This is a genomic window from Anabaena sp. UHCC 0451 (assembly GCF_034931405.1).
Classification (GTDB): domain Bacteria; phylum Cyanobacteriota; class Cyanobacteriia; order Cyanobacteriales; family Nostocaceae; genus RDYJ01.
Genome location: NZ_JAYGHA010000001.1, coordinates 278,338 through 294,599 on the forward strand (window position 1 = coordinate 278,338; position 16,262 = coordinate 294,599).

The window sequence follows — 16,262 nt, forward strand, 5'->3', positions numbered from 1 at the left end:
TTCATTATTCTTGATTTAATTTTTTTTGCGTGAATATCATTTCTTATCTCCACCCTATTCGCACCTACGTACCCTGCACAGGTGCAGGAAGACATATCAACAATACCTTGCTGGGATTAGCATCTCAACAAAATATAAACTTAGAGTTGCTATTTTCCCATCAATGGCTACAGGCAGATGGTAAGCTAGATCCACGTTCCCCACTGCGAGACATACCATTAAATACTTTCCCATTACCAGAGAACCTCACAGAAAGACTTTGGAAATTAACTCAATTTCCTAAAATGGATAAATACCTTCCTGCAAATACAGATTGGTTATTCACACCAATGGAAACTTATATTCCAGTATCACGCTGTCCAGTAGCTGTTACTATCTACGATATTCAAGCATTTGAGACTGATTTACCTTGGTCAAATACCCGTCAACATCGTTGGTTTCGTTATAAATGGAGTCAGTGGATTTATAAGGCTTTGGCTAATTATCGCGTTATTTTTACCATCTCCGAATTTTCTAAACGCCGGATGATTGAATTATTGGGAGCAGATGAAAATAAAATAGTTATTGTCGGCTGTGGTGTGGAACAGCAGTTTTATGATATTGCCAGTATTAATCCAGTTGAACTAGAAAGACCTGTAAACAATCCGTATACCTTTGTAATTGGTGGATTAAGATTAAGAAAAGGCGCGGATTTTGTCCTAGATGTAGCCAAAGGGTTATTAAACGCAAATTCTGATATACAAATTGTCGTCGCTGGAGATTCAGAACCAGAATATGTTGCAGCAGCTAAAGATTTACCTAATCTGAAACTATTAGGACTTGTAGCAGATAGTGATTTACCTCGGTTAATGCGTTGTGCTTCTTCACTATTGTTTCTTTCCCATTATGAAGGTTTTGGTATTCCGGCAATAGAAGCAATGGCTACAGGTACTCCTTCAGTAGTTAGTAACCGCGCTTCATTACCAGAAGTAGTGGGGACAGCAGGTATTGTTGTCGAACCAGAAGATACAACCACCATTGTTGATACCTTGATCCAACTTCAAGAAAATTCACAACTGCGAGAAGATTATAGCCGGCGTGGACAAGAACACGCAAAATACTATACTTGGTCACGCTGTGTTGATCTTGTCCAGAAAGCATTTTACGAGTATATTTAACGCACTATAGGTAAAATAAATGTTATCAGCAACAGAAGCTCGTTTTACTCAGTTCGGTTGTGGGCTTTGCGCTCCTCCTAAATGGTTAAATTTTGATTCCAGTCCAGCCATGCGTTTGCAGAGATTTCCTCTTATTGGCAATTTAGTTCCATCGGGACCTTTTGGACGGTATCCAAAAAATGTTAAGTATGGCGATATTGTTCAGGGTTTACCAATTCCTGACGACAGTGTAGAACTTCTTTACTGTTCTCATGTACTAGAACATATTAGCTTAGAAGAATTACGTTATGCCTTGGCTAATTGTTACAGACATCTCCAACCAGATGGAATTTTTCGTTTGGTAGTTCCAGATTTGGAAATTATGGCTAAAGAATATATTCACTCAAATACTCCCGAAGCTGCCCATGAATTTATGAGAATTACTTGGCTGGGTAAAGAAAATCGTCAAAGAGATATACTTAGTTTTATCAAAGATTGGTTAGCTGGTAATACTCATCTGTGGATGTATGACTACAATTCTCTATCTTTAGAATTGAGCAAAGCTGGGTTTCAAAACATTCGCAGAGCTAAATTTGGCGATTCTGGTCTTGATTTGTTTAAAGATGTTGAAAATCCAGAACGATGGACATTAGAACTAGGTATTCAATGCCAGAAATGATTAGTTAAATTACTAAAGTGCTAAAGTATCTAGCATATATATTGAAAATAGATTAATAATAACAGATGAAAAAGTAGCAATGAACACCACCAATCAAAAGCAACGTTGGCAAAATTTACCACTGACTAGACAATTTTTAAACTCTTCCCTTTATCGTCCCTATATGTGGACAAAATATACGATTGATAATTTAACATTACCATTTTTATCTTCTCTCAAAAATCCTAGAGAACGTCAATTCCATTGTTATGTTATCGGTACGATGAAGAGTGGAACAACTTCTTTAGGGCGGATATTAAAACCCTATTATAATACTGCTCATGAAGCTCTACCCAGGCAATCATGTCTAACAACGGCACTTTTTTTGCAAGGGAAAATAAAGCGAGAAGAATTAGCCCAATATATTCAAAGACGAGACAATTTCCTTAACCTAGAATTAGAATCCTCATGGTTTTTAGTTGATTGGTTAGAGATTTTGGTTAGCAAATTTCCTGATGCTAAGTTTATTTTACCTATTAGAGATCCTTATTCATGGGTTGCTTCAATGGTAAATCAAGAAGCTGCTACTAATACGGGTGTTCAAGAATCTTACTGGAAGGTTTTATTTAACGAGTATTTTAAAGATAATGATGCTGAAACAGAAGATACTCCATTACTTGCCAAAGGACTACATTCAGTATCAGCTTATCTTAAACACTGGAATTACCATCATCAGAAAGTAATTGAAACTGTGCCAGCAGAAAAGTTGCTGATATTAAAAACCAGCGAATTGAATTACAAAATAGAGGAAATTTCTAATTTTTTGGGGATAGACCATAGTAAGTTTGAAACCAGTAAAATGCACCAAAACAAAACTAAAAATCGTCTTGTCAACATAGATAATATTCCCAAAGAACATATCAATAAGTGTGTTGATAGGTACTGTTTAGAACTCACTCAATTATATTTTCCGGAGTTTTTATGAAAAAAATAGCTATTGTTGCACTTTGTAATAATTACTCGTGTAAGCAAGATTGGTTTCCATTGTGTGTTGGTACTTGGAAGCATTACTTAACTGGAGTTGATAAATTTTTTGTATCTGATGGAACTCTAAATCTAGAACAAAAACAAGAAATCGAACTATTAAGTGGTGGTAAATTTCTCAATACAGAGTTATATGAAGAAAAAATAAACTCGATATTAAAACAATATCCAGCAATTGATAGTCAGCGTAAGCTTTGTGTTTTTTATAAGCGCATTGTTGATTTTTCAATTTATTTTTCCGACTATGACTATATATTGAGCATAGATACTGATATAGGTATAACTGCACCAATAAAATTACCGCCAGAGTTGCCAGATTTTGCTTTTTGTGTTGATGAAGTACCCGGTTATTCTGCTGCTCCTTTAGTTGCTTTTAAGACAAAAATCATTACTGGAGTCAATGCTGGATTGTTGCTTTTTAGACCCCAAACAATTAGTTTCGATTTTATCGAAGAGATGACTAAAAAGTATATTAGTAAAGGTAAAATTAATTGGTGGAGCGAACAAACTTGTTGGGCGTTAATTGCTGGTCATCTATGTAAAGATGTCCGCGTTTTTTCACCCAGTTCGGTGGCTATAGTAAGTGGTACAAAAAAAAGAACTCTCAATAATATTAAACAAAATAAAACCACGTATATCGGTAAATCTAAAAAAATCAAAGATTTACAATCTATTCAAGAAATTATTGGTAGTGCTAAAGTGATTCACTTTGCAGGACCTGGTAAACCTTGGATTAAACCAGTTATGGAGAATGCTATTAGCAATAATTCATTGCAGCTACTCAATGAAACAGAATTGTTAAAATTTGAATCACTACCCTCTTTTTCACTGGTGGAAAAATTTATGCTGTTCTTACGCCTTCTTATTCAACAGTATAAACTGTCTAAATAGAAGAACTTTAAACATTAAAACTTATCCAAGTTTATGAATTCAAGTGTAATTGATAACAAGGTTTTTTAGAGACAGGCTCAAATAATGCCTAAAGTTCTTTTTTGCTGGTCTGATATTTCTGGCTACATGACAGCTTGCTGGCGAGCATTGCAAGCTATACCTGAGATAGAACTATTTATCATTGCCTTCCAAGCTCGGACTCAAACTGCTTTTGCTGATGAGTTAATGCAGGGTATTCCCCACTGTCTTTTAGATTTACAGGAGAGAAACAAAGCAGAATTAATAGAGCAATTAGTTATTGAACAAAATCCTGATGTGGTAGTTCTTTGTGGATGGTTTCATTCACCCTATCGTCAATTAGCTTTTTCACCACGACTGCAAAATGTCAGTTTCATCATGGGTATGGATACTCCTTGGTGGGGTAATTGGAAACAATATTTAGCACCTTTGATGTTACGCTCTTATTTACAACGCATGGCTCATGTAGTTGTGACGGGAGAGCGCAGTTGGCAATATGCTCGGCGTTTGGGAATACCATTAGAAAATATTTCTTTGGGTTTGTATGGAATAGATTCTCAATCTTTGTCTCCTCTATTGCAAGAACGTCGGTCATTTTGGCCGCGTTCTTTCCTATTTGCAGGACGCTATAGTCATGACAAAGCAATAGATATTTTAGCTGCCGCCTATCAACAGTATCGCCTGGAAGTTAAAGACCCTTGGAATTTAATTTGTTGCGGTAAAGGTGAATTAGAATTTCATCTACAATCACAACCAGGGATTGAAAACCGAGGTTTTGTGCAACCCAGTGAGATGAAAGATATTTGGTTAAATACAGGTGCTTTTTTATTACCTAGTCGCTTTGACCCCTGGCCATTAGCACTGGTTGAAGCAGCGTCTGCTGGTTTACCAGTTGTCTGCACTCAAGTTTGTGGTTCGTCAGTAGAGGTTATTCGCTCTGGATATAATGGCATAATTATTCCTGCTGATGATACCCATGCTTTGACTACAGCTTTACTCAGAATACATAATTATTATCATGATTTGCCAGTGTGGGGAGAACGCGCTCAAGCCCTAGCTAAACCGTACTCAGCAGAAATATGGGTAGAGCGTTGGTTAACCATAATCAAATCCTTACATTAACTAGTACAGCACGGCGTAAATAAACCAACCATTCTCAATCGCCAAAAAGCTTATGACCTATTACTTTTGACTTGTGACTTTTGACTTTTGACTTTCGCGAAGCGGTACTAGGCATCTATGGATTTTATCAATCAATTATTTGATTTTATTGCCACCCCTTTGGGTTTGATACTCATAGTTGGTGGTTTATTCATTCTTTTACAAGCTAATCAAAAACGCCCGCGCTTAGGTTGGTTTTTAGTAGCTCTTTTTGGTTTTGCTGCATCACTTAGTAAATTTGGCAACGAATTTATCACGGAACCACCACCTTTAGTTTTTCCTCTACAACAAATTCGTGAATTAGGAAGACCATTAACAATAGTGTTATTAGGATTGTTAATAGTTATTGCTTTAAAAACCAAAAATTACTGGCGAAAAAAAATTATACCCAAACCCATTGTTTATATTGTCTTAGTTCAAAGCATAATTTTCTTCAAGATACTGGCTTATGGGAATTTAGGATTTGCTTTTTTGAGTGCTGCTACCTTTGGAGTATTGGTTTTAATGGTGATTTTGGGTCCATCACGATGGCTTCAGAATGAGCATAATTTTCAACTAGGGGTGTGGGCGATCGCTATGGTAGGAGTAATTTTTGGTATTGCTAATATTTATCAAGCATCTATTAACTTATATGCTATTACTTTTATCCATGGATGGTTCTTAGGTACTACAGGTAATCCTCACCATGCCGCTGTTTTGATTACTGCTACTCTGCCTTGTTTTCTGTTCTTGTTATTTAATCAAAAAAACCTGTGGTTCAAAGGTCTATGGGCTGTATTTTCGGCTTTAGCAATATTTGGCTTATTGATGACAGCTTCGCGCACAGGTGCAATTATGTCTGTTGTATCCATCCTGATTTTCTTCCGCTACCGAGGTGGAAATCTATTGCGAATAGTTTTGATTTTTGCAGTAATTGCAGCACTCTTACTACCTTCCCTTAGTCCTACAGATGTAGATACATCAGGAATATTATCCAATACTTGGAATAAGTGGGACAACTTGGACAGCAATACTCGTGCAGGAGTTTGGAGTGGCTATTGGGGAAGATTTCTAGAGTATCCTCTATTTGGCGCACCCTTCAGAGGTGATCGTCTGCTCTTTGGTGAAAGTTCATGGCTGGGTGTGTTGGGAAGTTTGGGTTTAGTTGGTGCAGTACCAATGTTCATGTTTGCTTGGAGTAGCATACAAATGATTTTCAAGCTGGAGCGTCTATCAACAATTAGTCAAGACTATTATCTAAAATGCAGTGTGGTCATGTCTGGGTTACTTTCTCTGCTGGTTGGTGGTATTTCCGAAGCCTATCTATTAGGTAATTTGACATTTTCTATTTTGGCAGTTTTTCTATATCTTGTCCTTGGCAACTATATTATTGAAGTTGCACAGCGAGATTATGATTATTTCAGATCTCAGCAACAAAAAAATTATATGTTCTCATCTGAATCATGAAGATTCTTCATGTCACTCCTTCTGTTGGTTCACTCCGTGGAGGAGTAAGCCAAGCCGTTTTGGAAATGCTGCAAGCTTTACAAACTAGCGGAGCTAATGTAGAACTAGTAACAACCGATGATAATGGAATTGATTTGCTTGATGTACCATTATGTCAGCTAATTCAGTATCAAAAAATTCCGACTTGGTTCTTCCCCCGCTTCTCTCCCCAAGTCTCTTTTGTCCGTGAATTTGCTTTTTCCTGGGAATTGACAAAATGGCTCTGGAAACATATTAGTGACTATGACATAGTGCATATTCATGCCTTATTTTCCTATGCCTCAACTATAGCGATGATAATTTCTAGATTGAAGCAAATACCGTATATTAATCAACCTCATGGTTTACTGTGTGAGTGGTCTTTACAACAAAGCCAACTGAAAAAAAAGATATATTTATCATTGATAGAACGTAGCAACCTGAAACATAGCCGCATTTTACAACTTACTTCAGCGAAGGAAGTTCAAGAAATTGAAAGATTAGGGCTAGGAGTTGCACCTGTTGTTATGCCGTTAGGCTTAGAAATTAGTCGTCCCATTCCCCAGGCTCGCCAGAAATTACGAGAGATGTTTAACATACCTCCAGAGCAAGCAATTATCTTATTTCTATCCCGATTACATTATAAAAAAGGCTTAGATTATCTCATTCCTGCTTTGAGTAAGTTCAAAGAACAAAATTTTACATTCATCTTAGCAGGTAATGGTTCTCCAGATTATGAAGCCGAAATCAGTGAACTATTGATCAGTAACCAACTTGAGCATTTCACCCATCGTCCTGGATTTGTGACAGGCGAAATCAAAGATATATTGCTACAAGGATCTGATATATTTGTTCTGACCTCTCATTCGGAAAACTTTGGAGTTGTCGTATTAGAGGCAATGGCAGCAGGTCTTACTACTATTGTGACTCCTGGTGTGGCTTTGGCTTCTATGATTCAGGAAAATCATGTTGGTTATGTTCCCGAACTAGATATTATGGAAATTGCCAAGACGATAGAATATTGTCTTAATCATCCTCAAGAAGTAAAAGCTACAGGCGATCGCGCTCGTCAGTTTATCCTAGAAAATTATACATGGGATAGAGTAGCAACAAATATGGTTTCAGTTTACCAAAACATTATTAATAACTGTAATCCAACAATATCGAAGTGAGCTAAAATTATGACTCAGCCTAACTTAGTATATACATCTGATAACCCTAAATTAGATTATCGCGTTATCATTCAGAAGATAATATTTAAGGGGGAATTTGGATATATTTTTGGGAGATTTCATACATTTAGAAAATATTATTCTTTCTATAAGAAAATATCGCAATCTTTTCAGAAAAAAAAACTTTGATCATTTAATACTTGATACCCAAGTAATAAATGAATCTCATCTTGATATCCAGGAAATATCACTTTACATTCATCAAAATTCATACTATGACCAACTTCAACTAAATCAACAATCAGTTGCGTCTATAGTAGCAGCAGCTAAGACTAAAAACCTGATTGTATCTGCAAATGGTTTGTCTTTTACCTATCCTGAATATCAGGATCAAATAAAACCGTTTCATAAAATTGCAACGGCTGATGTAGAGCAGCCTATAGAAATAAAAGAAGTATACAAACTTAGATATGATAGTTATTTATTAGATATTTCATCGCAATACCTGGGTTACTATCCTACAAATTGTGATGTCAAACTGTGGTGGAGTTTTGCAGATAATTTATCTCCAGAAGAAAGACGCAGCCAGTTTCAAACTATTGACTACCATTACGATATACATGGATTCAACTTCTTCTATATTTCTTTCTATCTAACTGATGTCGATGTCAAAAGTGGCGCACATATTCTAGTCAAAGGTAGTCATGTAAATAAAAAGATGTCTATGCTTTTGCGTAGTGCGCGTGTTCCTGAAGAGTTAATTCATCAAAATTACTCGCCAACGGATATTATTACAATTGAAGGTAAAGCAGGTAAATGTTTTCTTGAGGATGCTTCATGCTTCCATAAAGCTTTAGCTCCCATTGAACGCGATCGCTTATTTTTACAATTGAGGTATTTTTGATATGATAGCAACTAAACTGGGTTTTGGCTGTGCTTCTATATTAGGCAAAATTGGCAAAAAAGATAGTCTTTATGCTCTTAAAGTCGCACACGAAGCGGGTATTAACTATTTCGATATAGCCCGATCTTATGGTTGGGGTGAAGCAGAATCACTTTTAGGAAACTTCTTCATACAAGAAAAAATTTCTAGAGAAAACGTAGAAATTACCACCAAGTTTGGTTTGAGTCCACGTAATAATAAATTTATCAGAATAGCTAAGACGTTAGCCAGAAATTTTGTTACTTCTATCCCCCAAACTCAAACAATAGTAAAGTCTGCTGCTAGTCAAGTTGCACCAAAGATAGACTTTACAGTAAAAAACGCAATGACTAGCTTAGATGCTAGTTTAAAATCTCTGCGTACTGATTATATTGACAATATATTATTCCATGATTATAACTTTAATAATGAGTCAAATGAAATTTTTGAGGTGATTGAATTTTTAGAAGAACAAAAAAAAATTGGTAAAATTAAAAACTATGGATTTACTACATATCAATCTATAGATTTACTAAATAATTTCTTTACTTCTAACAAGATTAAGCCTGATTTAATTCAAATTGCTTGCGAGTCTATTGGTAAGTATAATCCTATAGTTTTGAAAAATCTTGCAGATCAAGATATCAAAATTGTCATGTATTCTCCTTTGAGGATCTCTCCCAGCATTCCATTGATATTTGAGCAAATCACCGAGAAGAATCTTAGTTCGGAAATTGAATCTATTTTTGGTAGAAAACTGGAACGCCAAGAAGATATGTATGAAATAATATTATCCTATTTTCAAGCTATTTATTCACCCTATGCGATTGTAATCAGTATGTTTAATTCTCAGCATATTCAAAGAAACCAACAAGCAATTAAAGAATCGAAAATTAGTAAGGAACAATTTGAATCTTTTGAAAAATTATTAATTAATAATAGATTAATAGAAATCTAATGCTAGAACAGATTACCGCTCTTATTCTTACCTATAATGAATCACCTAACATTAAGCGCACCCTCCAAAGCCTAACTTGGGCAAAGAGAATTGTTGTCATTGATAGTTATAGTACAGATGAGACTTTAGATATTTTGTCTTCCTATCCTCAAGTTGAAGTTTTTCAAAGAAAGTTTGATTCTTTCGCTGGTCAATGCAACTATGGATTAGGAAAAATTACATCAGAATGGGTACTATCTTTAGATGCAGATTATGTATTAACTGATGGTTTAATTAATGAAATTAAAACACTAGCAATAGATTCAGATATATACAGTTATGGTGCAAGATTCAAATACTGTGTATTTGGTAAACCCTTACGTGGTACTTTGCTACCACCTAGAAAGATACTTTACAAAAGAGAAAAAGCAATTTACCAAGATGATGGACACTCTCATAGAGTAATTGTAGAAGGTAAATCTAGTCAATTATCTGCTTATATTCACCATGATGATCGCAAACCTTTAAGTCGTTGGCTATGGGCGCAAGATCGTTATATGATTCTTGAAAGTAAAAAGCTTTTAGACACACCAAATCATGAATTGAGTTTAGGCGATCGCATCCGCAAACAAAAAATATTAGCACCTTTGATAATTTTGCTCTATTGCCTGATCCTCAAAGGTGGTCTTCTTGATGGTTGGCATGGTTGGTATTATACATTTCAGCGAGTATTAGCAGAAATTTTACTCAGCATCCACTTAATAGAAGCAGAAAAACTAAAATGAAGCTGGAAACGTAGTATAGAAATACAAAAAAATCTAAATAGAATTGTATAGAATAGAAGCTGATTTCAGTTGATGCCATGAAAAAACTGAGGAAAAGATATTGGTTTCTAGCACTAATCGGCTTTCTAATGGTTTTTATCGGTATTATCCCCATCAGAATAGCGATCGCCTCTTACCAAGCACCCTATCCCCAAGCTATTCTTACCCTTGGTGGTGATCCTAGTAGAGAAACATTTACAGCCAAATTTGCTCAAGAACATCCTCATTTAGATATCTGGGTTTCTAGTGGTACACCTCCAGACCAAGCCTTGGCTATTTTTGAGAATGGCAGTATTTCTACTAACCGAATTCACCTTGACTACCGTGCTGTTGACACAGTTACCAACTTTACTACCCTCGTCCACGATTTCCAAAAACGTCATATTCAGCACATCTACCTGATCACTTCAGATTTCCATCTTCCCAGGTCAAAAACCATAGCCACAATAGTTTTAGGTAGTCAAGGTATCACATTTACACCGATTTCTATTCCCTCCGAACAACCCAGCGAATCGATTTTTCGCATTGTCCGTGATGGTGGACGTTCTCTATTGTGGATTGTATCAGGTCGAACTGGAGCAAGTTTAAATCCTCGTTTTCATCCCCCAATATATGCGTCTAGATAATTACACCAACTGCTTTGGTAGTTATTGGGTTCTCCTTTAGTTGAGAGTCATTGGTTGCCGATTTAATCGGCCAAAGTTTGCATACTCAGGTTTTTTAGAGCCAGCATCGGTAAGGATATCCGTAGAAAACCTGGGGTGCGAATCAAGTTTCCTTGGCGCACATTCTTTAGCTCCGATGACAATTTATCCTATTAAGGAACGCCGGATAGGACAAACAGAAGACTTCTTGCCAATTTCCGCACAGAATGAATAGTGCCTCTAAATAATTAGTTACGCTTTAGCTAAAAATATATTTAACCATGCGTATAGATAAATGAACTGCTAGGGTGTAGAATAATAATATTCCTGGCATCTGACGATACATAGCAATTTTGTTAAATATCGCCATCGCATTCCAGATTTTGATGCCCTTTTAATACTCACTGCATTGACTTAGACTATGAAATTCTCACTTGGTTCCCATGTAAATGTAACAGTGGAAGAAAAAAGCCAAAAGATCAATTATCTAACTAAGTTAATCAAAAATAAGTATTATTTAAGGTGTGCAGAGTGTAAGTATGCAAATTATTGTAAATTTGCTGGATGGGAAATCCAGTTATATTTTTAACTCTCTGCTACCATAGCAAAAGATATTTACTTAAATAAATAATTATCTAAATATATAAATCCATGAAAAATCAGAATTCTACTAGAATATCAAGTCTTAATGAGAATGGCCGGGTCATTATTCCACCTGAATTAATACCATCTCAGAATTTCTCATCCTTTGAAGTAGAAAGTGATGATGGCAATCTCAAAGAATTCTTAGATGTTGTCCAACGACGAGCATTTGTGATCGCAGGCGTAGTTTGTGTAATGATGGCTACTGTTATTTATTCGACCATGAAGGAGGAAAAAATCTATCAAGGTAATTTTCAACTTCTAGTCGAACCTGTTAACAGTGATAGTAATTTAGGACAAATACCTCTACCGGATGCCACCATCAATAAATCCAGTCTAGATTACGAAAGTCAAATTCAGGTTCTCAGAAGTCAGGAACTGATGAAAGATGTTATACCTAAGTTACAATCTTCCTACTCTGATATCACCTATAATTCACTACTGAAAAATTTAACTATTCGACGTTTAGGTGCAACCAAGGTTATAGACATAAGCTATAAAAACCAAGATCCCAAGAAAATTAAATTAGTATTAAATACTCTTTCGGAATTTTATTTAAAATATAGCTTGGAAAAGCGGAAAACTAAGCTCAACCAAGGAGTTGAGTTTGTAGAAAAACAACTGCCCACCATTAGAAATCGGGTTGCACAATTACAACAAACACTACAAATATTCCGACAAAGAAACAGTTTTGTTGATCCAGAAAACCAGTCTAATACAGTTGTGGCACAACTTCAAACATTGGAAGAGCAACGACTGGGAATTGATCAACAGTTAGCAACAGCACGGGCTAGTTATGTCAGCTTATCAACACCGGAAGGACAACGAGCAACATTAAATGATGCGACTATATATAGTCAATTAATATCTCAACTGCGGCAATTAGAATCCCAGCTATCTGCTGAATTAGTGCGGTTCCAACCAGATAGCCCATCCATAGCAGTATTAGAAGAAAAAAGGCAAAATCTTTTACCTCTGATAGAAGATGAGCAAAAGCGTTATGTGGGGCTAAAATTGGCTGAAGCATCAGCTTTGATTCAGAAATTAGAGGTACAAAGCCAAGAATTGGCTAGAGTAGAGCAGCAAACAAAGGTCAAATTCCAGCAATTACCAATTTTAGCCAGACAATACAGTGAAATTCAGCGGAATTTACAGCTGGCGAATGATAGTCTTAATCGTTTTTTAGCTACCCGTGAAAACCTAGTGATTCAAGTAGCTCAAACAGAACTTCCTTGGGAATTAATACAACCACCAAATCAAGGTGAATCCCCTATATTACCAAATATACCCCGCAATTTGTTGATGGGATGTTTTGGTAGTTTAGTTGCCGGAATTTCTATTGCCTTCCTTCTAGAAAAACTAGATAATACTTATCATGATGTAGGCAGTTTGAAAGAAAAGATCAAGTTACCTTTCTTGGGTACTCTTCCCATCGATAAGGATATTATAGGTTATCAATCTTCTTACTCCAACTCCACTGGATATAAATCGGAATCACGGAGAAATTCTGGAGGAAATGGCTGGTTATCTAATATTTTCCGTCGTCAGATTAAGAGTAATAGCTATTATGGACAAGGGGTATTTTGGGAATCTTTACAGGTTCTTTATGCCAATATTCAGATGCTCAATTCTGACCAACCAATTCGTTCTTTAACTGTTTCTTCCACTATGCCTGGAGATGGAAAAACTACTGTTTCATTTCATTTGGCCCAAATAGCAGCAGCCTTGGGTAAAAAAGTATTGCTTGTGGATGGTGATTTACGCCGCGCCCAGGTTCATAAATTATCAGGGTTTAACAATTTCTCTGGTTTAAGTAATGTCCTGACATCGAATATTCCGGTTGAGCAGGTGATTCAACAGTTACCAGATATGAATTTATTATCTGTGATTCCCGCAGGACCAGTTCCACCAGATCCGGCAAAATTACTGGGATCAGAGAAGATGAAGCAGCTGATGGAATACTTTAATGAAAATTTTGATTTGGTGATTTATGATGCTCCTCCCATGCTGGGGTTAGTTGATGCCAGACTACTAGCACCCCGGACTGATGGGATGCTGCTGGTGGTAAGGATTGATAAAACAGATAAGTCGGCTTTGATGCAGCTTCAAGATAGTCTCAGAAATTCTCCTATCAATGTCTTAGGTGTGGTTGCTAACGGGGATAAGCAAAAACTCACTAGTTATAACTACTACTATAGTGCTGGCAAAGAAGCTAGAGGCGCTTAATTTAGTGGCAATGCCATATTTTTGCTGACTTTTCTTTTTTCAATTGATATCTGAAGCTCTCACTACAAAAAATGTAATATAAGACACATTTAATTATCAACCATCAGTTATCCTGCTCACACCTATCAGAACAATAAATCTGGGGATCGCTTGCAGTATTGTTCATAATTTGTTACAAAAGTACAAAGAACTTCTAGAGACCCAGAACCTAATGTTAGGCGGACTTACTGGTTTTACAGATCCCAAAGGCAGCGATTGGGGAGAGCGAATGCTCAACACGGTCGCCAGCCAAACGATTCGCCACCTGTTTAGCATGAGCGAGTCAGTAGAAGTCTTTGTGCGCTGCTATCCCTCCAGCAAACTGTTGCAAGGCAGCATTGATAGCTTTAAAATGAGCGGTCGTGGTTTAGTAATTCGTAAAGACTTCGCAGTTGAAGAAATGTCTTTTGAAACCGATGCAGTGTCTATTGACTTCGGCTCGGTTTTGAGTGGCAAACTCAATCTCAAGCAACCCACCCAAGCGGTAGCACAAGTAATATTATCAGAAGCAGGAATTAATCAATCTTTTAAGGCAGAACTGGTAAAAAAACGCCTGCTTGACCTTTCGGAACCATCTTTAACAGCAATATCGGCTGGAGAACCTGTTTCCTTTACAGAAGTCCAAATACAGCTATTACCAGGAAATCGGTTACATCTTGTAGCTCAAGCCGATTTAAACAACGGACAACTCATACCCCTGAGTATGACTCTTGGTATCGGTATTGAACGACGGCGACGGGTTTCTTTCAAAGACCCAAAAGTTGAACTTGAACAAATACCAGAAGCACAACGGGAAATTTCCCAAAGCTTAAGTATGGCATTAGTGGACATTTTGGATAATATGGTCGATTTAGACCGCTTTGACCTGGATGGCGTAAAAATGCGACTTAATCGTTTAGAAACTGAAGGTCAAAAGTTAATTTTTAGTGGATATGCAGAAATAGAACGAATTCCTCACAGTGCTTAATATCAAAAAAAGTAACGCCGCCGAGTTGATTCTGGGCGGCGATGTCATTAAAAATTCAAAAACACGAGTTTTATTGTTCTTTAATTTTTAACTTCTAATTTTTTAGCGTCCAACACCTACATATTGGAATCCAGCCCTGACCATTGTTTCCGGGTCTAAGAAGTTACGACCATCAATCATGACGGCGTGGTTCATCAATTTTGCCATTGTTGCATAGTTCAACGTGCTGAACTGTTGCCATTCTGTTACAAGTACCAAAGCATCACAACCATCAGCTAATCTTTCAGCATCAGTTTCTACCAATACTCCCGACAGTCCATGACGCATACCCGTTTGGGAAATAATCGGGTCATAAGCTTTAACTTTAGCTCCCAATCGGTTGAGTTGTTCAATCAGGTTGAGTGCGGGAGCATCGCGCAAATCATCTGTATCTGGTTTGAAAGTTAAACCCAGCAATCCCACGGTTTTACCTTTCAAGATTTTCAACGCCTGTTGCAATTTTTCCAAAGCAATTAAACGTTGACGTTCATTTACACTAACTGCGGCTTTCATAAGTTGCGCTTCATAGCCATAATCATCAGCAGTGTGAATCAGCGCCGATACATCTTTAGGGAAGCAGGAACCACCCCAACCAATCCCAGCTTGTAAGAATTTGTTACCAATTCGAGAATCTAAACCAATACCTTTTGCTACTTGAGTGACATCAGCACCAACGCGATCGCAAATATTCGCAACTTCATTAATAAAACTAATCTTAGTTGCCAAAAAGGCATTGGCGGCATATTTGATCATTTCTGCTGAACTCAGGTCTGTTACCAGCACTGGTACAGGAGGTAAAGATTTATCAGCCGCAAACTTGCGCTCCACAATTGGGGTATAAAGTTCTTTCATCATTCCAATAGCTTGTTGACTATTGCCCCCCAAAACAATCCGATCAGGATTAAATGTATCGTACATAGCCGAACCTTCCCGCAGAAACTCTGGATTGCTAACGACATCAAACTGAGCGACGCTATCAGTCAGTTTTTCTTCAACGGACGCACCACCACCGGATATCAATGTTTTTTGGCGTTCAGCAATGCCATCTAACACAATCATTCGCACCCAGTCCCCAGAACCGATGGGTACAGTAGATTTATTGACAATTACTTTATAACCACCATTGAGATTAGCTCCAATACCACGAGCTACAGCTTCTACATAACGAGTATCGCTCTCACCATTAGGTAAAGGAGGCGTTCCCACAGCAATAAACAAAATTTCTCCGTGAGCAACACCCGCAGCCAGATCAGAGGAAAATTCAATATTTCCACTATTAATGGCAGATTGCATAATTTCCGAGAGTCCTGGCTCGAAAATCGGCGACTGCCCAGATTTCATTAATTTTACTTTCTCTTCGTTATTATCTATACAAATAACATTGTGTCCAATATGAGCCAAACAAGCACCTGTCACTAAACCAACATACCCAGTACCAATTACACAAACACGCATTTTTTTAAACTCCTTACTTTTTT

At 37.0% G+C, this 16,262-nt stretch carries 14 protein-coding genes; 13 read left to right on the forward strand and 1 reads right to left on the reverse strand.

The genetic code is table 11. From position 1 onward, the window contains the following. Positions 1-29 precede the first annotated feature (29 nt). From VB694_RS01165 to VB694_RS01225, 13 genes are all read left to right on the forward strand, one after another. Positions 30-1,157: a glycosyltransferase family 1 protein gene (locus VB694_RS01165; RefSeq protein ID WP_323358476.1), complete on the forward strand. Its 1,128-nt coding sequence runs from the start codon at positions 30-32 to the stop codon at positions 1,155-1,157. Between the two features lie 19 nt (positions 1,158-1,176). Next, positions 1,177-1,815 (forward strand): class I SAM-dependent methyltransferase, encoded by a 639-nt coding sequence (locus tag VB694_RS01170; protein WP_323358477.1) that lies wholly within the window; start codon positions 1,177-1,179, stop codon positions 1,813-1,815. A gap of 79 nt (positions 1,816-1,894) precedes the next feature. Then, positions 1,895-2,779 carry a sulfotransferase gene (locus VB694_RS01175; RefSeq protein WP_323358478.1) on the forward strand — a complete coding sequence of 295 codons (885 nt, stop codon included), beginning with the start codon at positions 1,895-1,897 and terminating at the stop codon, positions 2,777-2,779. Continuing rightward, the gene (locus VB694_RS01180) at positions 2,776-3,729 is read left to right on the forward strand and encodes a hypothetical protein (protein ID WP_323358479.1); all 954 of its coding nucleotides are present in this window, start codon (positions 2,776-2,778) and stop codon (positions 3,727-3,729) included. The genes VB694_RS01175 and VB694_RS01180 overlap by 4 nt, the downstream gene beginning before the upstream one ends. An 84-nt stretch (positions 3,730-3,813) precedes the next feature. Continuing rightward, entirely contained in the window at positions 3,814-4,869 is a 1,056-nt protein-coding gene (locus VB694_RS01185) for a glycosyltransferase family 4 protein (RefSeq protein ID WP_323358480.1), read from the forward strand. 117 nt (positions 4,870-4,986) lie between these two features. Next, positions 4,987-6,354, forward strand: a complete 1,368-nt coding sequence (locus VB694_RS01190; protein ID WP_323358481.1) for an O-antigen ligase domain-containing protein — start codon at positions 4,987-4,989, stop codon at positions 6,352-6,354. Next, positions 6,351-7,544, forward strand: a complete 1,194-nt coding sequence (locus VB694_RS01195; RefSeq protein WP_323358482.1) for a glycosyltransferase — start codon at positions 6,351-6,353, stop codon at positions 7,542-7,544. The genes VB694_RS01190 and VB694_RS01195 overlap by 4 nt, the downstream gene beginning before the upstream one ends. 97 nt (positions 7,545-7,641) lie before the next feature. Then, entirely contained in the window at positions 7,642-8,448 is an 807-nt protein-coding gene (locus VB694_RS01200) for a phytanoyl-CoA dioxygenase family protein (RefSeq protein ID WP_323358483.1), read from the forward strand. Position 8,449: 1 nt separating this feature from the next. Further along, entirely contained in the window at positions 8,450-9,424 is a 975-nt protein-coding gene (locus VB694_RS01205; protein WP_323358484.1) for an aldo/keto reductase, read from the forward strand. Next, positions 9,424-10,188 carry a glycosyltransferase family 2 protein gene (locus VB694_RS01210; protein ID WP_323358485.1) on the forward strand — a complete coding sequence of 255 codons (765 nt, stop codon included), beginning with the start codon at positions 9,424-9,426 and terminating at the stop codon, positions 10,186-10,188. Before VB694_RS01205 ends, VB694_RS01210 begins: the two co-directional genes overlap by 1 nt. 77 nt (positions 10,189-10,265) lie before the next feature. Next, positions 10,266-10,853 carry a YdcF family protein gene (locus VB694_RS01215; RefSeq protein WP_323358486.1) on the forward strand — a complete coding sequence of 196 codons (588 nt, stop codon included), beginning with the start codon at positions 10,266-10,268 and terminating at the stop codon, positions 10,851-10,853. A gap of 669 nt (positions 10,854-11,522) precedes the next feature. Next, on the forward strand, positions 11,523-13,739 hold the full coding sequence (locus VB694_RS01220) for a polysaccharide biosynthesis tyrosine autokinase (protein ID WP_323358487.1): 2,217 nt from the start codon (positions 11,523-11,525) through the stop codon (positions 13,737-13,739). Positions 13,740-13,950: 211 nt separating this feature from the next. Further along, positions 13,951-14,745, forward strand: coding sequence for a DUF2993 domain-containing protein (locus tag VB694_RS01225; protein ID WP_323358488.1), 795 nt, complete (start codon positions 13,951-13,953; stop codon positions 14,743-14,745). Between the two features lie 102 nt (positions 14,746-14,847). On the opposite strand, the gene VB694_RS01230 is transcribed toward VB694_RS01225, so the two are convergent. Continuing rightward, positions 14,848-16,239 (reverse strand): UDP-glucose/GDP-mannose dehydrogenase family protein, encoded by a 1,392-nt coding sequence (locus VB694_RS01230; RefSeq protein ID WP_323358489.1) that lies wholly within the window; start codon positions 16,237-16,239, stop codon positions 14,848-14,850. Positions 16,240-16,262: the final 23 nt, after the last annotated feature.